We start from the raw sequence: 19,417 nt of genomic DNA, 5'->3' as shown, positions 1-19,417 counted from the left end.
CTCTACTTGCCCATTCAGAGCCGCTCTAATCGAGCTCTTGTGATTGAGAGGTATCTCAAATTTACGTGTACGTCTACTGCGACGTTATATTACATATAATACAATGAGATAAGTATTATTAGAATCTATTATTCCGTTTGATAAAGCAGACTAGTCAACAACAAACCATCAGGGCCACAGAGAGAAGCGCGCCCCACATTTGCAACGAAAGCAATCAAACCGCCACCCCGCTCCTACAGCCCCCCATGACTTGCTTTCCTATGGTATCACCCCATATTCAACTGAGAACACCAACGGGGAATCGCAGATGGCACAAATGCACAAGCATTATGACGAGGATGAACTGGAGCTTCTGCCACCAGAAAAAGTAGCCGAAGACGAAAGCGGTCATCGCGATGCAAAGGCTGCCCGCAAAGCCGGTAAAGTGCGCGATAAATTCTGGTCTGTGATGAAGAAAGCCGCCCGCCAAATACCGATCATGGAAGATGTCGTCGCAGGATATTATTGTGCCTTTGACGCCAAAACCCCTTTCAAGGTCCGCCTCACCCTGATTGGTGCGTTGGCCTATTTTGTCATGCCGATCGACTTTATCCCGGACGTCATTCTGGGTGTCGGCTTTGGCGATGATTTGGCCATATTGGCTGCCGCGCTTAAAACAGTTCATGCCCATATAACACCAGAGCATCGCTTGCACGCCAAGCAGGCTCTGTCTGAGCATGACATCCATGTCGAACGTTGATAACAGCACCACTCGAAACATTTGAATCACGCGACCCACAAAGGGGTCAGAGAGCGATAATCACCTTGCCTTTGGCCTGCCGATTGGCAATCGACGCAATGGCTTTGGGCGTGTCTTCCAAGGGGTAAATATGGCCGATATGCGGCTTCAAATCCCCACGTGCTACCCAGTCCATGATAAGCGCCATATTCTGCGCATGACCGTTAGGGTCGCGGACGATAGCCTCACCCCAAAAAACACCAAGCACGTCGACACTCTTCAGCATGACCAGATTGAGCCGCATTTTCGGGATGGTGCCCGAAGCAAAGCCAATCACCAAAAACCGCCCATACCAAGCGGTAGCCCGCAAAGCGGCTTCCGACAGATCACCGCCAACCGGATCGTAAACCACATCCACCCCCTGTCCTGACGTCAGCGCCTTCAACCTCAGCTTCAGATCGACCTCGGTATAATTTACCAATTCATCCGCACTATGAGCGGCACAAAGATCCAATTTGTCTTGTGACGAAGCGCAGGCGATCACGTTGGCCCCCATCAGCTTGCCAATTTCAACGGCAGCCAGTCCAACCCCGCCAGCGGCTCCCAATACAGCCAGGCTTTCACCGGGCTGCAAGTTGGCCCGACTTCGCAGGGCATAAATGGTCGTACCATAGGTGATCATCAATCCGGCGGCCTCATTGAACCCGAGCCCATCAGGCATGACAATCACTTCGCCCTCATCAATGACAATATAGTCCCGCGCTCCACCCCAGCGGACATAGGCGACCACACGCTGACCCAGCCGCGCCGCATCGACGCCGTCGCCCACCGCTTCGATCTCACCAGAGATTTCTCCTGCGGGAGAAAATGGCAATGCGGGCTTGAATTGATATTTGTTTTGAATGATCAGTGTATCGAAAAAATTGAGGCCCGCCGCTCGGACGCGGATCAAAACTTGCCCCGGCCCCGCTTTGGGTTTTTCAATCTCGGCCAACACCAAATGGTCAGCTGATCCAAAAACCTCACACATGATTGCCCGCATGTCTGCCTCCATCCCTTGCGTGAAACGCGCATCTATGAGATGCCTATCACGCCCGTAAGTAACAACAAACTATCCAAGAGATGTAGATCTCATGGCCATTGGCAGAGTGGCATTCCACAACAGGGATCTCCATTTTCCCTCGTCTCGATGGTTCCTTTTTATGTACATTTGGTCTAGAAAGGCGCAATTCCGCATCAAAACAGCCACTACGCAAGCAATCAGGCGGCAAAGCGGAACCTTTTAAATCATAAATAAATGAGGGGCCAATGCGCGGCTATTTCGCAATCGGTGTAGAGGGCATGTCCAAAGAAGGAAACTTTGGCAATCTGGTACGCACAGCCCACGCATTCGGGGCCAGTTTCTTTTTCACCATCGCAGCTGAAAAGCGATTCTCTCGCCCCGGCACGGATACCTCCCGCAGCTCAGATCACATACCCTACTACCCTTGGGACACACCACAAGACATGCTGTTGCCAAAGGATTGCCGGTTGGTCGGTGTTGAGCTGACGGATGATGCGGTATCGCTGCCATCCTTTCGCCACCCCACCAAGGCCGCTTATCTCTTGGGGCCGGAGCGTGGCAACCTGACCCGTGTCATGCAGGACCAATGCGAGTTCATCATCAAGATCCCGACCCGCTTTTGTCTCAATGTCGCCACCGCAGGTGCCATAATCATGTATGATCGGGTTCAGTCCATGGGCGGTTTCACCGAACGACCCGTACGAGTCGGGGGGCCAACCCAAGAGCGCGTCCACTTGCATGGCAAACCCAGATTCCGCTCTGGAACACCGGATGCACTCAAAGGATAAGAGAGATCCACCGCTTAAAAGATGCTTTGCACGGCCGATACAGGCCAACTTGCAACAATGCCCTGCTATTGCCGCATTTGCCCTGAACTCTGCCATTAATCAAACCAAAAACCGGTTCAAATTTGCGTTTATGATTGGGTGTGATGCAGAAAATGCGCAAAATTCCCGATTGCTTCACAGTTTGGTAACCCCATCTTTGGTAAATGTAGAGTGAATGAATTGGAGCCCTTGGCTCCTGTTGGCATCCAGTCGAACAGCGACAGGTAGACATGAAAAGCGTAAAAATCCTTGGTGCAGCCGCACTTTTCGCCCTTACCGCCCTTTCCACAACTGCAGCTTCAGCGCAGGGAGCGGCAACGCGTGTAGAACAATTCAAAGATTGGGGCGCTTACGTCTTTAATGACCCACAGCGCGGCAAAATGTGTTTCGCTGTCAGTCAGCCCAAAGACATGGAGCCAAAGAATGTGAACCGTGACCCGGTTTATTTCTTTGTTACAACCCGACCTCGTGAAGGCGTCCGCGAGGAAGTCAACGTGATCACCGGTTATCCTTATAAAGAAGGCTCAAAGACCTCTATTCAGGTCGGCTCCGACAGATTCACCCTGTATACATCAGGTGACGGTGCGTGGCTTGAAAATGCAGCCGAAGAAGCACGACTTGTCGCAGCGATGCGTAAGGGGTCTTCCATGGTTGTCCGTGGCACATCCAGCCGTGGCACAGTGACCGTTGACACTTACTCGTTGTCCGGCATCACTGCCGCAACGAGGAAAGCGCTCGCTTCCTGCAACTAGGCTCTTGGCGAGCAGCAGGCAAGAAAGACATCTGATTCGAAAAAGCGGCTGACAAGGCCGCTTTTTTGCATTATACACCCCACTTCACAGAACACCCCCTGATGGCAATTTGGCTAAAGGGCAAGGATCATGGCTGGTTTAGCGTTGGGCACGCACCCAAGGCGCGCAAATCAGTCGGTCCGGAATGGTGTTTTCCAAGGACCGCAAACGGGCGGTCGACCTTGAAAAGAGGGCCCGCAACCAAACAGCGGGACTAAGCCATGACACACGCCACAACACAGCCTGCCACCACTCTCTCGACTCCGACTGCACCTGTTGAAATCGCGATTCCACAAGGCCAAAAATGGCCGACACTCGATCCGGACAAGCTCAATCTGGTCGGCATGGATCGTGATGAGTTGGGCGAGGCCATGCGCCGGGTTGGAGTTGCAGACAAACAAGTCCGCATGCGCGTTGCGCAGATCTGGAACTGGATTTACGTGCGTGGCGCCTATTCTTTTGACCAGATGACCAATATGTCCAAAGATCTGCGCGCCAAAATGGATCTGGTCTATACCGTCACCCACCCCGAGCTGGTTGCCGAACAAATCTCGGTTGACGGCACCCGCAAATGGCTGTTGCGGTTCCCGCCACGCGGCGCAGGCAGACCGGTGGAAGTGGAAACCGTTTATATCCCGGACAACAAACGCGGCACGCTATGTGTCTCCAGTCAGGTCGGCTGCACGCTCAATTGCACCTTCTGCCACACCGGCACGCAAAAACTGGTCCGTAACCTGACCGCCGAAGAAATTATCGCCCAGCTGCGCGTCGCACGCGAAATGCTCAATGATTTCCCCGAACGCGAGCCGGACAGTAACGCAATCGTCCCCAAAACAGGCCGGTTTGTCACCAATGTGGTGATGATGGGCATGGGCGAACCTTTGTTCAACTATGACCATGTCAAACAAGCCATGTTGATCATGTCTGATGGCGAAGGCCTCTCCATCTCCAAACGTCGCGTCACCTTGTCTACATCAGGTCATGTGCCCAATATCGAGCGCATCGGTGCCGAGGTAGGTTGCGCTCTGGCTATCTCTCTGCACGCCACCAATGATACATTGCGTGATGAACTGGTACCAATCAACAAAAAATGGCCCCTCAAAGACCTGCTTGAAGCGTGCCGCACCTATCCCGGTGTTTCCAATGCCAGACGTATCACGTTTGAATATGTCATGCTCAAGGGCGTCAACGACTCTCTCGAAGACGCCCGCCAGTTGGTTAAAATGCTGCGCGGCATTCCGGCAAAAATCAACCTCATCCCGTTTAACCCTTGGCCCGGCACTCAGCATGAATGCTCCGATTGGGATCAAATCGAAACCTTCGCGGACTTCATCAACCGGGCTGGCTATGCCTCTCCGGTCCGCACCCCGCGCGGCCGTGATATTTTTGCCGCCTGTGGTCAGCTGAAATCCGAAACCGAGCGCATGCGCAAAGTTGACCGCGACAGGCTGGAAGCAGAGTTGGAAGCACTGGAAAGAATGCGCCTGTCCAACCTTGCAGGCGACGGCATGGATGACGATATGGAAGAAGAGGACGTGGCGTAACCGATCTCGCACGCCTATTCCATTGCAAACAGGATATGATTCGTTGAGCTTTTCCCGTCTCCTCGCCCGCCTCATGATGGTCCCGTTCGGGCTGATCTTGGCTATTCTCGCTGCAGGCATTTTCCTCAGCTTTGCCGTCTTCTCCATGGACCCCGCACCGGCGAGCGATCCGACTGTCGAGAATGCCTTCACCCTCTTCACCGGTGTTTTTCTGGCAGGAACGCTGGGCTCAATTGCCTTTTATCCCGCCATTCTGGGGTTGATGATTACCGAATTTTTCTCTTGGCGCAGCTTGTGGATCTATCTGGGCTTTGGCCTCGCTCTATCCCTGTTTGCCACCCATGCGCCGGGTGAACCGGTGGACAGTCTTGCCATTGCATTGGACATGCGTGCCCTGGCAGCTGGTCTGGTTGGCGGCTTTGTCTATTGGCTGATTGCTGGCCGTGGTGCAGGCATCGTGCAGAGAACCAAGGACAATCGCCCCAAGTCTCTCTAGCCCCGAGACATTTGTCCTGCAAATAGCGCCGCATGATCGGTCAGCAACGCCGCCACTCGATCCAGCATCAAACGCACTTCAGGTCGATGCCGGTCATCATCATTGACCACAATATGCAAGCGCGTCGTCAGGTCTTGGATGACATCGCTGGCTCGCTCGAGTTCCCTATGGCTGTCACCGATGAAGCAGGGCAACACGCCGCGCCCTTGGCCCGAGACAATCATCTGCAACAGCACATGAGGGCTGTTGGTCCAGCCATAAACGCTCAAATCAAAATGCTCAAAAACCCAGCGGTCAGCGGCAAACCGCGATTCTTCTTTGCCAAGGGACACCCAAGGGCGATCCTCTGCCTTTCCCAAATCTGGATGTTGATAAACGGCATACGCCACGGAGACCGACGGACGGACGGCAAAATTGCCGCTCTTGGGAGGCTCAGCAATGATGGCAATATCGCTGTCCCGATTGGCCATACTGAGACCGGCATGCGCGTCCATGCAGCAAAAGCGCACATCCCCCGGACCATTTGATAACTGATCGCTGTGGTTGGCTAGAAAACGGGCCAGCCAGGCGTCACCGGCAAGGCCAACGAAGGGATCTTGAAAAGCGCCACCATGCCATGCAGATATATCTGACGACACCCGTTCCATTTCCCTGACGCGTTCAAGCAAGGCAAGTCCATCGGCGGCGAGCTCATAGCCCCGACGACTCCGTTCGAACAAAATACGATTCATCGTCCGCTCAAGCGCCAGCATGCGTCGACCGATCGTCGGGGCGCTGATGCCGGTACGCGTCGCAGCCGCAGACAAACCGCCTTCTTCGGCGACATAAAGAAACAGTTTTAGATCGTCCCAGCTTGATTCCATATCCTGATACTCTGCGCAAACCCGGTTGCTTTCAACACACACCGGTGAAAAGCGATTTTCATTCAGCAATCTACACCGCGCCTTCTGACGATGCTATGTTTGAAACAACACCGGTGCGCATTTCGCAGCCTTGCGCAAGTCACACCCAAACGACCACCGACAATCCAGCATTCACTGATCTCAAAGCCTTTGTTATCGCAAAGCGCGACCGGTCGATCTGTGCCAAATTGAGAGGAAATCCTATGTCGCAAATACAAAGCCTGTATCTTTGGACATCCACATTCAAACCACAAAAGGGACGTAAGAACGCCTTCGCAGATCCGTTGGAAAGCCCCGAATGGCGGCCATTCCTCAAGTGGATTGAGCTCTACCATAGAACCTGACATTTTGAGACAACACCCAAAACAAACACGGTCGCGACAACTGCGCATAGAAACAGTCACAGCCCTCTTCCGTTTTGACTGCTTTCCTTGTGGGCAAAAATCGGTTAGGACCTGTCAAATTGACACTGGCCCAATGACCGGACCGCATCCATGCTCGACGTGCTGAAAACCGACGCCCGAACACGCCCGATTTATTTCGCAACACTTTTGGTGCTGTTGCTTTCAATGGTCTTTCTTGTGGTGCCAGAAATTGACCTCTGGGTCTCAGGTTTGTTCTTTGACGCACAGGATAAATTCTGGCTCAAGGGCGCTTGGTTTCCGTTGCGATTGCGCAAACTGGGCATTTTCGCCCCTCGCCTGATTATCATTCTCATGGCGCTGTTTTTTGTGGCGCGCCTGTTCTGGCCCAATCTTAAAAAATTGTTTGCCCTCTCGCACATGTTGTTCCTGATGGTAGCAGCCATCATCGGGCCCGGCCTCATTGTCAATCTGTTGTTAAAAGCCAATTGGGGCAGAGCCCGGCCAGTACAAACCGACCTGTTTGGCGGTGACTGGCCCTATTCACAAGTCTGGGTGATCGCGGACAATTGCCAAAAAAATTGTTCCTTCGTCTCTGGTGAGGGAGCGATGTCTTTTTGGATGCTTGGGCTCATTTTGCTGTTGCCCCTTGGCTGGCGCAAAGTCAGCTTCTGGATCATCGCGACTTTCGCTCTATTGGTCTCATTCAACCGCATCGTTTTTGGCGGTCACTATCTTTCGGACATTTTATTGTCATGGGCGCTGACCGGCTGGGTCATGGTCGTGCTGTGGTCATTGTTCCGCGAAGATCCCCTTTGGGGAAGCGATTCAAACCAGCTGGAAGAGGCGTGGGACAAGGCCGGAATTCGCTTGCGAAGCAATTTGGGTAAAATTGAGCAAAAACTGCGCAAAAAGACGGCAAACAACCAGACAAATGCACAACCGGACGACAGAGACGAAAACTGACCCGCATTCGACCACACTTTCGCGCCAAACCCTCTTGCGCAGAATGCCACAGCGCCTATAGTGCCGCCGATATGCACCCTTTCTCAAAGACCCGAGGGCCTGCTTGCGGCTTGCGTGCCCAAGCGCCCGCTAGCAAATCAGGTGAAATCGCATGGCTATAAAAGGCGATATTAAAAAGGTCGTTCTGGCCTATTCCGGCGGCCTCGATACGTCCATCATCCTCAAATGGCTGCAGACCGAATATGGCTGCGAAGTGGTTACCTTTACCGCTGACCTAGGTCAGGGTGAAGAGCTGGAACCAGCGCGCAAAAAAGCTGAAATGATGGGCATCAAAGACATCCGTATTGAAGATGTCCGCGAAGAATTCGTGCGCGACTTTGTCTTTCCGATGTTCCGCGCCAACGCGCTGTATGAAGGCGTCTATTTGCTCGGCACCTCCATTGCGCGCCCCCTGATCTCCAAACGCCTCGTTGAGATTGCTCAAGAGGTTGGCGCTGATGCTGTGGCGCATGGCGCAACCGGCAAAGGCAACGATCAGGTTCGCTTCGAGCTCGCCGCGCGCGCACTCGATCCGGATATCAAGGTCATCGCCCCTTGGCGCGAATGGGATCTGACATCACGCACCAAACTGCTTGAATTTGCTGAACAAAATCAAATTCCTATTACCAAAGACAAACGCGGCGAAGCGCCTTTCTCAGTCGATGCCAACCTGTTGCATACATCGTCTGAAGGTCGGGTACTGGAAGACCCAGCGGTTGAAGCAGAAGAATATATCTATTCCCGCACTCTCAGCCCGGAAGCCGCGCCAGACAAAGCCACGATCATTGAAGTCGGCTTTGAAAAAGGCGACGCTGTCTCCATTGATGGCGTAAGAATGACCCCGGCAGAAATCCTAACCAAGCTCAACGAACTGGGTCATGACAACGGCATCGGTCGTCTGGATCTGGTGGAAAACCGCTTTGTCGGTATGAAGTCCCGTGGCATCTATGAAACGCCGGGCGGCACCATCCTTCTGGCAGCGCACCGTGGCATCGAATCTATCACTATCGATGGCGGCTCCGCGCATCTGAAAGATTCCATCATGCCACGCTATGCCGAACTGATCTATAACGGTTTCTGGTACAGCCCAGAGCGCGAAATGATGCAGGCCCTGATCGACAAATCGCAAGAATATGTCACCGGCACAGTCAAGCTCAAGCTTTACAAAGGCAACGCCGATGTCATTGCACGCGATTCTGAATTCAGCCTCTATTCAGAAGATTTGGTCACCTTCGAAGAAGGTGCGGTCGATTATGATCACAATGACGCCGCTGGCTTCATTGAACTAAACGCCCTGCGCCTGCGCACTATCGGCTACCGCAACCGCAAAGCCAAAAGCTAAGCACGGCAGGCTGAACGCAAGACAGATAGCATGAACAACAGGCGGGGCATTGCTCCGCCTATTTTCGTTCTCAACCATACAAAGTTTGCCACACCGTCAAAGACGGCCTATTCCTAGTGGATAGAACAAACAAAAGAGTCCCATATGATAAAGTCCCCAACGCGCCAATTCCTGCCTTTGATTGCCTTTTGCAGTTTGGGCATCATTTGGGGCAGCAATTTCATTTTCATGAAATGGGCTGCGGACTATCTCACACCCACACAGATTGTTTTCTGGCGTGTGCTGTTCGGCTTTGTCCCAATCGCACTCTATGCCGTCGCCACAGGCGCATTAAAGTGGGTGCATATCCGATTGGCAAAGCATTTTTTTGTTATGTCTCTGCTCGCCACTAGCGTTTATTTTTTCGGATTTGCCAAAGGAACATCGCTTTTGCTGTCTGGCGTTGCGGGTGCACTGAGCGGCGCCATCCCGCTGTTTGCCTTCATAGCGGCCATTGCTTTCTTGCCGGAAGAAAACCGGTCCGTTCGCAAATCGTTCGGTGTCATGATTGGATTTGCCGGTGTGTTGATCATAGCAAACCCCTTCGGGTCTGATCTCGCCGCCACCAATCTGGAAGGTGTAGCCTATATGGCACTGGGTGCTCTGAGCGTCGGAAGCTCTTTCGTCTATGCCAGAAAATACCTCTCCGCGCATAAAATTGCTCCTGTCGCATTGGCAACATACCAATTGGGCTTTGGCCTTGTGACATTGGCTTTGCTGACTGACTTCACCGTTCCCGATGCCTTCTGGAGCGATCAACGCGCAGCTGTTGGCCTTGTGATTGGCCTCGGTCTGCTGGGCACGGGCTGTGCTTACATAATCTACTATTTCATCGTCGGTACGCTTGGCGCGGTCGCAGCTTCAGCCGTAACCTATATCCCCCCCGTAGTCGCATTGTTGATCGGGGTGTTCCTTGTTGGCGAACCAATCCAGCTCAGCAGCTATTTTGCAACCGCTCTTATTTTTGTCGGCGTTTTCCTGCTCAAAGGCAGCAAGCCCCAACCTGACAGAGGCCCGAAGCCATCTTCATCTGATGGAGCGTCATGAAAGACCGTTTGAAAGAAAATTCCTTCACACAAAATGCTGTGCATTCGGTCGCGGTTTATTCCTCTTGCGAGATCTATCGTTATGCTCTGACGCGGATATGGGACAACACAACACCCAGACTGTTGTTCATCATGCTCAATCCGTCGACGGCAACCGAACTTAAAAACGATCCGACAGTCGAGCGCTGTGAGCGGCGCGCTCGCACCTTGGAATTCGGGGCTTTTCGAGTCTGTAACTTGTTTGCCTTTCGTGCCACCGATCCACGCGATCTGAAAAAAGCAAAAGACCCCATCGGCCCGGAAAATCTGGCCTATTTGCTAGAAAGCGCGCGCTGGGCAGACACGATCATATGTGCGTGGGGCACCCACGGGGCCTATATGGGCATGGGACCGGCTGTGCAAACGCTACTCAGGTCAGAAAAAATCAGTTTACACCACTTGGGATTGTCAAAAGAAGGTCACCCGCGGCACCCGCTCTACCTCCGCAACGAAGCAGCCCTAATCCTAATAGACTAGACTGACAGTGCGGCGCAAACCTGTAATTCATTGCTTGGAGTATTTACAAACTAGGCATATTTACCCATACTCTGGTGAGAAATTGATACCAAAGCCGAGTAAAATTTTGTCCCTCACCAAGCACGGGGAGGGACCGCTTGGTGGGGGACATTAGAAGAACGAAGGTCTATAGTTGGGGGACAAGACCATCGCTTCTGAAGTTGTCCTTGAATGCCTAATTCAAGGATGCCGCATCTGTTTTACATATTGATATATGGCTTGGAGGGGGACTCATACATCAACAGTTACAACTTGTAGCAGATAAAAAACAATTATTCTGTCCACTAAAGAAGGGGACACATGACTTCTCCAACGCAAACACAAAAACAGCTTGAACTGATCGAAGCGTGTCTCAATCATCGCGGGACAGAGACGTTTTTCAAACCCTATTTGGAATTGATTGACAGCTTAAGTGCTTGTCAGGTTGTCATTATGTCTTATGGAGAAGGCAAACCGGTCTCGCTTATCTGCAGAAACTTCAATAACACGCTCACCGCAACGCGCATGATGATGCTCTATGTATCCCAATATTATAAGACGGATACCTTGCGAGATGAAATACTAGCAATGCCAAAGGGTGCGATGAGCCTGCGGACATTCGATGATATTTTGAAGCCTTTGCCACTTGAATCCAAAAACGATCTTACCAGCATCTTCCAATCGGCCCACATAGAAGACAAAGATGCCGTATTGGTTGTAGGCAGCCGACACCGCCTGATTATCAACTTCTACTACACCCAAAAAGAAGATCGGCAAGAGAAACCCTCACTAATTTCCATTCTGGGTTGGCTTGCTCTTTTGCATTACGAAACAGACACACAACAAACCAACCCTTCCGTCCTTGACCCTCTTTCAGACAGAGAAAAACAGGTGTGCCATGGCATCCTGCAAGGCAAAAAAGCGGAAGTCATAGCAGCGGATATGGATGTTGCACCATCAACCGTGGTTACATATCGCCGCAGAGCCTATGAAAAACTCGGCATCTCCTCCCGTGCGTCTTTGTTTGAAATTTACAATGATGGGCCGATTTAGACGCAACTTTATTCCGAACGAAGAACCACGCGCACGCTTTAATTGTCTTCATTCCCCTGTCATAGAGAGCTGATAGGGAGCTATGTTTGTATGCAACACAGGCAAGACATGCGGGTTTCTGCCGAAACAATGCTTCCCAAATGGGGAAAATTCGTATAGAGCTTGCGCCAAATCCCTGCATGACACGGAGCGACCAATCAAATCGGTATCCGCCGGACCCATTGGCTATGCCCGGAAGACAAGAGACAAATCTATATGACTATGCGCAACATTGCGATCATCGCCCACGTCGACCACGGCAAAACCACGCTAATCGACGAATTGCTGAAATCATCGGGCATGTTCCGTGACAACCAGAAGACCGAAGACCGGATGATGGATTCCAACGATATCGAGCGTGAGCGCGGTATTACCATCCTGGCCAAGGTCACATCGCTGGAGCATGATGGTGTACGCATCAACATCGTGGATACACCTGGCCACGCCGACTTTGGCGGCGAGGTGGAACGTATCCTGCACATGGTGGATGGTGTCATCGTTCTGGTTGACGCGGCCGAAGGCCCGATGCCTCAGACCAAATTTGTGGTTTCCAAAGCATTGAAATTGGGTTTGCGTCCTATTGTTGCCATCAACAAGATCGACAAACCCGAACAGCGTGCAGACGAAGTGCTGGACGAGTGTTTCGACCTGTTCGCCAATCTGGACGCCAACGAAGACCAGCTCGATTTCCCAGTCCTGTATGGCTCAGCCAAAAATGGTTGGATGTCCACCGATCCGGAAGGACCAAAAGACAGTCTTGAGCCCTTGTTTGAGATGGTCATCAAGCATGTGCCTGCGCCTACGGTCGAAGAAGGCGAATTCCGCCTCTTGGCAACCACCATTCAGGCTGACAACTTCCTTGGCCGCATCCTGACCGGTCGCGTCATCGCTGGCGAAGTCACACCCAACATGACGGTCAAAGCTTTGGCCCGTGACGGCTCTATTGTTGAAACCGGCCGTATTTCCAAGGTTATGGCCTTCCGTGGTCTTGAGCGCACCACAATCGAAAAAGGCGTTGCAGGCGACATTGTCTCCATCTCTGGCCTGCAAAAAGCCACCGTGGCTGACACCATTTGTCATCCTTCCATCAAGGATGCCGTCGCAGCACAGCCAATTGATCCGCCAACCTTGTCCATGACCTTCCGCATCAACGACAGCCCGCTGGCTGGTACCGAAGGCGACAAGGTCCAGAGCCGCGTCATCCGTGCCCGTCTTGAATCGGAAGCAGAAGGCAATGTTGCGCTGAAAGTACGCGAAGCCGACGACGCCGACGCCTTCATCGTTTCGGGTCGTGGTGAATTGCTGCTGTCCATTCTGATTGAAAATATGCGCCGTGAAGGCTTTGAGCTCGGCATCGGCCGTCCTCAGGTGGTGATGCAAGAAGACGAGAATGGCAAGGTTCTAGAGCCCATCGAAGAAGTCATCATCGACGTGGATGATGAATATTCAGGCGCCGTGGTCAAGGGAATGGCCGAACGCAAGGGCGAAATGATCGACATGCGTCCTTCGGGCGGCGGACGTACCCGTCTTATTTTCTACGCACCGACTCGTGGTCTTATCGGCTATCAATCAGAATTGCTGTCTGATACGCGCGGCACCGCCATCCTTAACCGCATCTTCCACGAATATGCCCTCCACAAAGGCGAAATCGCCAGCCGTGGCACTGGTGTTTTGCTGTCCAATGGCGACGGCGAAGCCGTGGCCTATGCCCTGTGGCAGCTGGAAGATCGCGGCCCAATGATGGTCACGCCGGGCACCAAAGTCTATACAGGCATGATCGTTGGTGAACACACCCGCGGCAATGACCTTGAGATCAACGTGCTCAAAGGCAAACAGCTGACCAACATCCGTTCTTCAGGCAAGGATGATGCGGTTAAACTGACCACGCCAATGAAATTGAGCTTGGAAGAAGCGCTGTCATACATTGCCAACGACGAACTGGTGGAAGTAACACCAAAATCCATCCGCCTGCGCAAAATCTTGCTCGATCCAAACGATCGCAAGAGACAGTCTCGCGCTGCAAAAAAGTCAGCTTGATCAGCTGAAATCGAAAAACAAAAAGGGGATGCATATGCATCCCCTTTTTTTTGCCTACCGCATCCAATGAATCGGCACTCTAAAAAAGTAAATTAGCCACTTGTTACCAGAACAGACATCTGTCGAATATGCTCCCTAGAGGAGTCTCGCACGTCAGCAAATTTGGACAGGAACTCGATGCCAATTTGCGTGTCTTTATGCCAAACCATTCGGGCATTAGCCAAAGTTCCATCCTTGCGATTAAGAATAGCAAACTCGGTTGGTACAAGCGCACCGGAATCAACTTTGAGCTGCATGCCACTATCATTTTCATTACGAATGATGCAATCACAGCTAAAGCAATAATTGTTATAAAAAATTCTTCCACCTTTCAAGACACGCCGACGTCTGCTTTTACGGTGTTCAAGCCTTAGGGTCACAACAATATCCTTAAAATTATGCATCGTGAATTTGCAGTCTACAGTTGTAAATTAACACAATCTTAATCTTTCGCATCCACCGAGGCGATTGGTGGTTAACAGAAAGTTAACAGCTGTGCATAATGTAACTTCACTACTTAAAAGTGCAAATACAGTCCGAATAATCCACTTACGTCAGACCGCGTAAAATTACCATATCCCGCCCAATACACAATCGATCCAGCCAGTCACCAAATGCCACAGACAGCCCAGCCCGATGGCACATCGCTTTCCAGTTGGGTAGCATGAGAAACACCCCATAGACCAACGCCGCCCAGACCGTATGCAGCGGATGAAAGCCTATTGAACAGCGATTGAGGTCAAATGTCGGGTCAACCAGCAGATGGTCAAGATCTATGGCCATCGTCGCCACCATAATCAATGCCGCTTTCAGCCAAACCTGTTTGGGGAACACCTGTGGTGCGATCGCAAACGGCATCAGAAGATGATTGCTGTAATGCAGCAAAGGGCGAAGAATACCGTAGGCTATTTCCAAGCATCATCTCCGCTCGATTGTTCAAAGTTTGCCTAATCCCTTTGGAAACAACGCACGAGCCAAAAGAAAAGCCACCCCAAACGGAGTGGCTCATCTCATACTCAAATCATTTGCCCCTAGCCCCATGGACCAGACGGCTCATCATCATGTGTGGCACGCCCCCACGGCCCGTCATCAAGGCTGTTACGACGCTGGTTGGCACCCAACGTGCCACCCGAGCTAACCTTCAGCGGGCCATTGCTCCCATACCACTCTTGTTGCAGTGCCTGAAGCGCATCAATACGATTTTGTGTGTCAGGGTGGGTCGAGAACAAATTGTCCATCTTCTGACCTGATAGCGGGTTGATAATGAACATATGCGCCGTAGCCGGATTGGCCTCCGCCGTCACATTCACCTCGCGCCCTGCGGCATTGGCTATTTTTGCCAGAGCAGAGGCAAGCCAAATCGGTTGGCCACAAATCTGCGCCCCGATTTTATCCGCTTCATATTCCCGCGTCCGGCTGATCGCCATTTGCACGACGGAAGCTGCAAGAGGCGCCAAAATCATCAAAGCAATAGTGCCGATGATGCCAACACCGCCTCCCTCACGGTCGCGCCCGCCACCAAAAAACATAGCGAAGTTTGCCAGCATAGACACAGCACCGGCCAGCGTGGCGGTCACCGTCATGGTCAAGATGTCATAATTTTTAATATGGGCCAGCTCGTGCGCCATCACACCGGCGACCTCTTCATAGGTCAGCCGGTTGAGCAATCCGGTCGACGCTGCCACGGCGGCATTTTGCGGGTTGCGCCCCGTCGCAAACGCATTGGGCTGTTCGCTGTCCAGAACATACACTCTAGGCATTGGCAGCTGGGCTTCTGCAGCCAATTTTTGCACGATCTCATAATATTCAGGTGCAGTTCGCGCGTCGACCTCGACGGCATTGTGCATCTTGAGAACCATCTTGTCCGAGTTCCAATAGCTGAACGCGTTCATACCAAGCGCAATAATGAAGGCAATCATCATGCCTCCCGAGCCACCGAGCATATAGCCGATGGCCATGAACAACGCCGTCATACCAGCCAGCAACAGTGCGGTGCGGAAGAAATTCATGCGATTTTAGTCCTCTTTTTCCAAACCCAACAATTGGATCACGCTTCAACATCCTATATGTTAGGCGTAGAATTGAGATTTCAAGTCACAACAGGATGAGTGATGGCTGACAAAGACAAAAGCGAAGCGCTCCAAACGGCACAAACAGAGCTTAAAACCGCAGTTGCGTATGACCCACCCAAGCCCGAGGCAGAGCAAGAGGCCGAACCGCGTCGCAAGTTTGAAGATTTGCCTGCCCCAGCCCAACGCGCCCTGCTAGAAGCTCAGGAGCGGCGCAAAGAGCGCGATGCCATCAAGGAAAGTGCCAATCGTCCCAAAGAGCTTGGCGGTCGTGGAGGACTGGACCCATCACGCTACAACGATTATGAGATCGACGGTCGGGCAATCGATTTTTAGTCTACCGAAAAAATGGGCGCGAGAGGCTGTATGCCATCCGCGCCCAAATCACGTTAGGAGGCTGAAGAGCGCGCCCAGAGATTAATGTCTTCTTCATCGGCATAGACATCAATCGCACTCAACTCTTCTTTGCTGAAGTCCAGATTGGCCACTGCACCAACACAGTCGACCACTTGTTCGGGGCGAGACGCACCGATCAAAGCGGTGGTGATGCCGCCGTCACGCAGAACCCAGGCAATCGCCATTTGTGCCAGCGTCTGACCGCGCTGCTCTGCAATCTCATTGAGTTTGTTAAGATTGTGAATCGCCTTGTCCGAGAGCATGGTTGGTTTGAGAGACTTGCCTTGTGTCGCCCGAGACCCTTCAGGAATACCACCCAGATATTTATTGGTCAGCATACCCTGCGCCAGCGGTGTAAAGGCAATAGAACCGACACCCAACTCCTGCAGAGTATCCTTCAGACCGTCGCGCTCCACCCAGCGATTGAGCATATTGTAGCTGGGCTGATGAATGACGCAGGGCGTGCCTAGATCCTTCAATATGGCCACAGCTTCACGGGTGCGCTCAGAATTATAGGAGGAAATACCCGCATAAAGCGCCTTTCCCTGCCGCACAATGCTGTCCAATGCGCCCATGGTCTCTTCAAGAGGTGTTTCGGGATCGAACCGGTGAGAATAGAAAATATCGACATAATCCAGCCCCATCCGTTTGAGCGACTGGTCGCAGGATGACATCACATATTTGCGGCTACCCCATTCGCCATAAGGTCCAGGCCACATCAAATAACCGGCTTTGGACGAGATAATAAGCTCATCGCGATAGCCTTTAAAATCGGTGCGCAAAATATCACCAAAGGCTTCTTCAGCAGACCCGGGAGGCGGGCCATAGTTGTTGGCCAGATCGAAATGGGTAATCCCATTGTCAAAAGCCGTGCGGCAGATGGCCTGTTTCGTCGCATGCGGTGTGTCATGGCCAAAATTGTGCCAAAGACCCAACGAGATTGCTGGCAGCTTCAAGCCAGACGTGCCACAGCGACGATAGGGCATCGTGTCATAACGAGTTTCAGCGGGAGAATAAGTCATCTGCGCCTCCATTGAGCATTCTAAAGGTATGAGATTTGTTGTTGAACAGTCACCACAGCGGGGAAAGAGCAGTGGTGTTATCTTCTCGAGCAGGCATCTTGGCTACCACGCTCAATTCCTCTGATTGCAACACTAGCACAAATTGTCATTTCAGAAAGAGCCCACCACCAATTTCCCTTTTTTGCCAAGGCCAAGCGAAAAGAGCCACCCGACAGCAGGGAACTCGCCAACAGAGCTTGCCACTTTGCAAGATTGAGCCCTCCCCAACGCCAGATGATCGCCAAAGGGCTGATAGCCAGATCATTTTGGGTCCGGTGCTGTTTTGGTGGCCCTGTTTTAAGAGCAGACCCTAAGTTCCGTGACTACGATCATAGCCATTCACGCTTGGGCTTTGCCAATCATCAAGACGCCCGTCCGCTGCTTTATAGACTTCCATCAGCATTGGATAGCAGGCCGCAGCATCGCTGGAATGCTCTGTGGAACAATCCCCACCCGGACATGCGCTCATCACTGCCAAAAGATCAATTTGAGCAAACAACTCAAAATGGTCCCCCGAACGCACCGGGCTGGCTTTCATGAAATATTGCCCAGTATCGCGGGTGAAACCGGTGCACATAAAAACATTGAGGACATCGTGCACATGGGCTTCCGCTTCATCAAGAGGCAACACCCGTGCCGCAGCCAAAGCCCGCGTCAGGTTTGAATGACAGCAATGGTGATAATCCACCCCATTGAGCACCTGTCCTGTATAAGGATCGCAGCGGGTGCCGATCACATCATGCACCGAGCCACCGAAATCATCTATGCCGTACCAATTCAACGTATCGTCCACCACCGTAGCAATCGGACGCATAAACGGAAAATTGGACCACAGTTGATCACCAATGGTCACATGGGTGCCGTGCAACGCCCGCGTCTTGCCCGAATAAAAGCGCTCGGAAAGATCCTTGCTGTTGAACAGATCAAGATCACCGACCTGCGGCCCCTCGATGCTGACAATGCGCAAGAAATGGCCCTCTGGCACTTCAATGCTCGCCGCATCACGTGGCGGCACGATGACTTCAGCAACCTTTTCCGCCCCCACGCGCGCGGCTTGATACAGCGCTAGATCGGGCTTGGGTAGCGTTTCGGTTGGATAACAAATGACGGGCTTCACAGCGCGGCGGGCATCCGCATCAACGGGAGAGGTCGGGTTGGTCATGATGGCATCTCATTAAGAAAGGACTCTGCTGATGCAGCTTTGCAGAGCCCACGGTAGGCTGGCAAGAAAAATCGAAAAGGGCCTCTCCCGGCGCCCTTTCAAGCGCCGGGAGAGGTTTATCAGATGCCTTCGCTATTCCAGTTCATAGCTTAGTTGCAAAAGTTCAAAGCCGGAATGCGGGTCAGTCACCTCTTTGGTGCCAATAAAACCATAGGATTTGTAAAAGCGCCTGCCGATTTTGTTTTCGACAAACACCTCCACATCCAAAGGCCCTTTCAGTGCCACGGCTTTATCGACTAAGGCGCGCCCCAATCCTTTGCCATGATAGTCAGGATGCACAAACAGGCCGCCGATCAAACAGTCGAGAAGCCCGATAAAACCAACAACCGCGCCATCATGCTCAACGACCCATGTCTCGGACTGCGGTAGATAAAGATGGCGAATTTGCTGTTCGGCCATCTCCTGAAAGGCCTTGGATAAAAAGGGATGCGCCAAATCACTGGCAGCACGCCAGACAGCGATCACCGCGTCCGTGTCTTCGTTTTTATATTTTCTAATCAATTTGGAAATGTCCAGATCTTCGCCACAAGCAGCTCCACCAAGGAGTGCCGCGACTGATTTCGTCAATACGCAAGGACACAAAAAACCTACGCCAGCCAAAAACCAGCGGAATAATCGGTTTTGATGCATCATGGGAACTTTGGATGCTCCCCTATCAACAGGACATAAAATCTCCAACCTTGGGATAATGAAGCCAGCCTAAAGAAGCGGGGAATTTTGTCAACGCCTATCCGTTCAAAACACGCCACAGAAACAAAAGCCCCGGCATTCATACGAACGCCGGGGCTTTCAAACTCAGATACTGCGGCAAGACGAACAAAGCCAAACCGCC

The 19,417-nt window shown here is 52.2% G+C and carries 21 protein-coding genes; 13 read left to right on the top strand and 8 right to left on the bottom strand.

Annotation, left to right across the window (positions count from 1 at the left end; all coding sequences use genetic code 11):
- The first annotated feature begins 307 nt into the window (after positions 1 to 307).
- On the top strand, positions 308 to 739 hold the full coding sequence (locus C0081_RS15865; RefSeq protein WP_245417970.1) for a YkvA family protein: 432 nt from the start codon (positions 308 to 310) through the stop codon (positions 737 to 739).
- Positions 740 to 785: 46 nt separating this feature from the next.
- On the opposite strand, the gene C0081_RS15860 is transcribed toward C0081_RS15865, so the two are convergent.
- Complete coding sequence (locus tag C0081_RS15860) at positions 786 to 1,760, bottom strand: NADPH:quinone oxidoreductase family protein (protein WP_101534793.1); 975 nt, start codon at positions 1,758 to 1,760, stop codon at positions 786 to 788.
- 266 nt (positions 1,761 to 2,026) lie between these two features.
- On the opposite strand from C0081_RS15860, the gene C0081_RS15855 reads away from it, so the two are divergent.
- The 4 genes from C0081_RS15855 (at position 2,027) to C0081_RS15835 (ending at position 5,439) form a co-directional block, all read left to right on the top strand.
- Complete coding sequence (locus C0081_RS15855) at positions 2,027 to 2,569, top strand: RNA methyltransferase (RefSeq protein ID WP_101534792.1); 543 nt, start codon at positions 2,027 to 2,029, stop codon at positions 2,567 to 2,569.
- Positions 2,570 to 2,838: 269 nt separating this feature from the next.
- On the top strand, positions 2,839 to 3,360 hold the full coding sequence (locus C0081_RS15845; protein ID WP_245417969.1) for an invasion associated locus B family protein: 522 nt from the start codon (positions 2,839 to 2,841) through the stop codon (positions 3,358 to 3,360).
- Positions 3,361 to 3,620: 260 nt separating this feature from the next.
- Positions 3,621 to 4,943 carry a dual-specificity RNA methyltransferase RlmN gene (gene rlmN / locus C0081_RS15840; protein ID WP_101534790.1) on the top strand — a complete coding sequence of 441 codons (1,323 nt, stop codon included), beginning with the start codon at positions 3,621 to 3,623 and terminating at the stop codon, positions 4,941 to 4,943.
- A gap of 43 nt (positions 4,944 to 4,986) precedes the next feature.
- Positions 4,987 to 5,439 carry a hypothetical protein gene (locus tag C0081_RS15835; RefSeq protein WP_146006482.1) on the top strand — a complete coding sequence of 151 codons (453 nt, stop codon included), beginning with the start codon at positions 4,987 to 4,989 and terminating at the stop codon, positions 5,437 to 5,439.
- Here C0081_RS15835 and C0081_RS15830 read toward each other — a convergent pair.
- A complete protein-coding gene (locus C0081_RS15830; protein ID WP_101534788.1) occupies positions 5,436 to 6,302 on the bottom strand; it encodes a LysR family transcriptional regulator in 867 nt (288 codons plus the stop codon). The two genes, C0081_RS15835 and C0081_RS15830, sit on opposite strands and share 4 nt — an antisense overlap.
- Positions 6,303 to 6,544: 242 nt before the next feature.
- Between C0081_RS15830 and C0081_RS23420 the strand changes: the two genes are divergently transcribed.
- The 7 genes from C0081_RS23420 (at position 6,545) to typA (ending at position 13,798) form a co-directional block, all read left to right on the top strand.
- The gene (locus C0081_RS23420; protein WP_210200528.1) at positions 6,545 to 6,685 is read left to right on the top strand and encodes a hypothetical protein; all 141 of its coding nucleotides are present in this window, start codon (positions 6,545 to 6,547) and stop codon (positions 6,683 to 6,685) included.
- A gap of 150 nt (positions 6,686 to 6,835) precedes the next feature.
- Complete coding sequence (locus tag C0081_RS15820; protein WP_101534786.1) at positions 6,836 to 7,669, top strand: phosphatase PAP2 family protein; 834 nt, start codon at positions 6,836 to 6,838, stop codon at positions 7,667 to 7,669.
- A gap of 151 nt (positions 7,670 to 7,820) precedes the next feature.
- On the top strand, positions 7,821 to 9,050 hold the full coding sequence (locus tag C0081_RS15815) for an argininosuccinate synthase (protein WP_101534785.1): 1,230 nt from the start codon (positions 7,821 to 7,823) through the stop codon (positions 9,048 to 9,050).
- A gap of 144 nt (positions 9,051 to 9,194) precedes the next feature.
- Positions 9,195 to 10,136 carry a DMT family transporter gene (locus tag C0081_RS15810; RefSeq protein ID WP_101534784.1) on the top strand — a complete coding sequence of 314 codons (942 nt, stop codon included), beginning with the start codon at positions 9,195 to 9,197 and terminating at the stop codon, positions 10,134 to 10,136.
- Positions 10,133 to 10,651 (top strand): DUF1643 domain-containing protein, encoded by a 519-nt coding sequence (locus tag C0081_RS15805; protein ID WP_101534783.1) that lies wholly within the window; start codon positions 10,133 to 10,135, stop codon positions 10,649 to 10,651. Before C0081_RS15810 ends, C0081_RS15805 begins: the two co-directional genes overlap by 4 nt.
- 339 nt (positions 10,652 to 10,990) lie before the next feature.
- Positions 10,991 to 11,722, top strand: coding sequence for a helix-turn-helix domain-containing protein (locus C0081_RS15800; RefSeq protein WP_101534782.1), 732 nt, complete (start codon positions 10,991 to 10,993; stop codon positions 11,720 to 11,722).
- 255 nt (positions 11,723 to 11,977) lie between these two features.
- Positions 11,978 to 13,798 carry a translational GTPase TypA gene (gene typA / locus C0081_RS15795; RefSeq protein WP_101534781.1) on the top strand — a complete coding sequence of 607 codons (1,821 nt, stop codon included), beginning with the start codon at positions 11,978 to 11,980 and terminating at the stop codon, positions 13,796 to 13,798.
- A 92-nt stretch (positions 13,799 to 13,890) separates the two neighbouring features.
- On the opposite strand, the gene C0081_RS23110 is transcribed toward typA, so the two are convergent.
- The 3 genes from C0081_RS23110 to htpX form a co-directional block, all read right to left on the bottom strand.
- Positions 13,891 to 14,094: a hypothetical protein gene (locus C0081_RS23110; RefSeq protein WP_146006480.1), complete on the bottom strand. Its 204-nt coding sequence runs from the start codon at positions 14,092 to 14,094 to the stop codon at positions 13,891 to 13,893.
- 292 nt (positions 14,095 to 14,386) lie between these two features.
- The gene (locus C0081_RS15785; RefSeq protein ID WP_210200527.1) at positions 14,387 to 14,752 is read right to left on the bottom strand and encodes a DUF6122 family protein; all 366 of its coding nucleotides are present in this window, start codon (positions 14,750 to 14,752) and stop codon (positions 14,387 to 14,389) included.
- 116 nt (positions 14,753 to 14,868) lie between these two features.
- Positions 14,869 to 15,846: a zinc metalloprotease HtpX gene (gene htpX, locus C0081_RS15780; RefSeq protein WP_101534779.1), complete on the bottom strand. Its 978-nt coding sequence runs from the start codon at positions 15,844 to 15,846 to the stop codon at positions 14,869 to 14,871.
- A gap of 102 nt (positions 15,847 to 15,948) precedes the next feature.
- Here htpX and C0081_RS23780 point away from each other — a divergent pair, with 102 nt between their 5' ends.
- Positions 15,949 to 16,242 (top strand): DUF1674 domain-containing protein, encoded by a 294-nt coding sequence (locus C0081_RS23780; protein WP_101534778.1) that lies wholly within the window; start codon positions 15,949 to 15,951, stop codon positions 16,240 to 16,242.
- Between the two features lie 53 nt (positions 16,243 to 16,295).
- On the opposite strand, the gene mgrA is transcribed toward C0081_RS23780, so the two are convergent.
- The 3 genes from mgrA to C0081_RS15760 form a co-directional block, all read right to left on the bottom strand.
- Positions 16,296 to 17,324, bottom strand: a complete 1,029-nt coding sequence (gene mgrA, locus C0081_RS15770) for an L-glyceraldehyde 3-phosphate reductase (RefSeq protein WP_101534777.1) — start codon at positions 17,322 to 17,324, stop codon at positions 16,296 to 16,298.
- Between the two features lie 349 nt (positions 17,325 to 17,673).
- Positions 17,674 to 18,525, bottom strand: a complete 852-nt coding sequence (locus C0081_RS15765; RefSeq protein WP_101534776.1) for an urea carboxylase-associated family protein — start codon at positions 18,523 to 18,525, stop codon at positions 17,674 to 17,676.
- A gap of 132 nt (positions 18,526 to 18,657) precedes the next feature.
- A complete protein-coding gene (locus C0081_RS15760; protein WP_210200526.1) occupies positions 18,658 to 19,152 on the bottom strand; it encodes a GNAT family N-acetyltransferase in 495 nt (164 codons plus the stop codon).
- Positions 19,153 to 19,417 lie beyond the last annotated feature (265 nt).

The sequence above is a fragment of the Cohaesibacter celericrescens genome (assembly GCF_002866925.1).
GTDB lineage: Bacteria > Pseudomonadota > Alphaproteobacteria > Rhizobiales > Cohaesibacteraceae > Cohaesibacter > Cohaesibacter celericrescens.
This window is presented reverse-complemented; position numbering and strand designations above follow the sequence as displayed.

Bases quoted from the DNA above. Each gene is read 5' to 3' on its own strand.
- C0081_RS15865 (WP_245417970.1), top strand. From the start codon at position 308: ATGGCACAAATGCACAAGCATTATGACGAGGATGAACTGGAGCTTCTG.
- C0081_RS15860 (WP_101534793.1), bottom strand. From the start codon at position 1,760: ATGCGGGCAATCATGTGTGAGGTTTTTGGATCAGCTGACCATTTGGTG.
- C0081_RS15855 (WP_101534792.1), top strand. From the start codon at position 2,027: ATGCGCGGCTATTTCGCAATCGGTGTAGAGGGCATGTCCAAAGAAGGA.
- C0081_RS15845 (WP_245417969.1), top strand. From the start codon at position 2,839: ATGAAAAGCGTAAAAATCCTTGGTGCAGCCGCACTTTTCGCCCTTACC.
- rlmN (WP_101534790.1), top strand. From the start codon at position 3,621: ATGACACACGCCACAACACAGCCTGCCACCACTCTCTCGACTCCGACT.
- C0081_RS15830 (WP_101534788.1), bottom strand. From the start codon at position 6,302: ATGGAATCAAGCTGGGACGATCTAAAACTGTTTCTTTATGTCGCCGAA.
- C0081_RS23420 (WP_210200528.1), top strand. From the start codon at position 6,545: ATGTCGCAAATACAAAGCCTGTATCTTTGGACATCCACATTCAAACCA.
- C0081_RS15820 (WP_101534786.1), top strand. From the start codon at position 6,836: ATGCTCGACGTGCTGAAAACCGACGCCCGAACACGCCCGATTTATTTC.
- C0081_RS15815 (WP_101534785.1), top strand. From the start codon at position 7,821: ATGGCTATAAAAGGCGATATTAAAAAGGTCGTTCTGGCCTATTCCGGC.
- C0081_RS15810 (WP_101534784.1), top strand. From the start codon at position 9,195: ATGATAAAGTCCCCAACGCGCCAATTCCTGCCTTTGATTGCCTTTTGC.
- C0081_RS15805 (WP_101534783.1), top strand. From the start codon at position 10,133: ATGAAAGACCGTTTGAAAGAAAATTCCTTCACACAAAATGCTGTGCAT.
- C0081_RS15800 (WP_101534782.1), top strand. From the start codon at position 10,991: ATGACTTCTCCAACGCAAACACAAAAACAGCTTGAACTGATCGAAGCG.
- typA (WP_101534781.1), top strand. From the start codon at position 11,978: ATGACTATGCGCAACATTGCGATCATCGCCCACGTCGACCACGGCAAA.
- C0081_RS23110 (WP_146006480.1), bottom strand. From the start codon at position 14,094: ATGCAGCTCAAAGTTGATTCCGGTGCGCTTGTACCAACCGAGTTTGCT.
- htpX (WP_101534779.1), bottom strand. From the start codon at position 15,846: ATGAATTTCTTCCGCACCGCACTGTTGCTGGCTGGTATGACGGCGTTG.
- C0081_RS23780 (WP_101534778.1), top strand. From the start codon at position 15,949: ATGGCTGACAAAGACAAAAGCGAAGCGCTCCAAACGGCACAAACAGAG.
- mgrA (WP_101534777.1), bottom strand. From the start codon at position 17,324: ATGACTTATTCTCCCGCTGAAACTCGTTATGACACGATGCCCTATCGT.
- C0081_RS15765 (WP_101534776.1), bottom strand. From the start codon at position 18,525: ATGACCAACCCGACCTCTCCCGTTGATGCGGATGCCCGCCGCGCTGTG.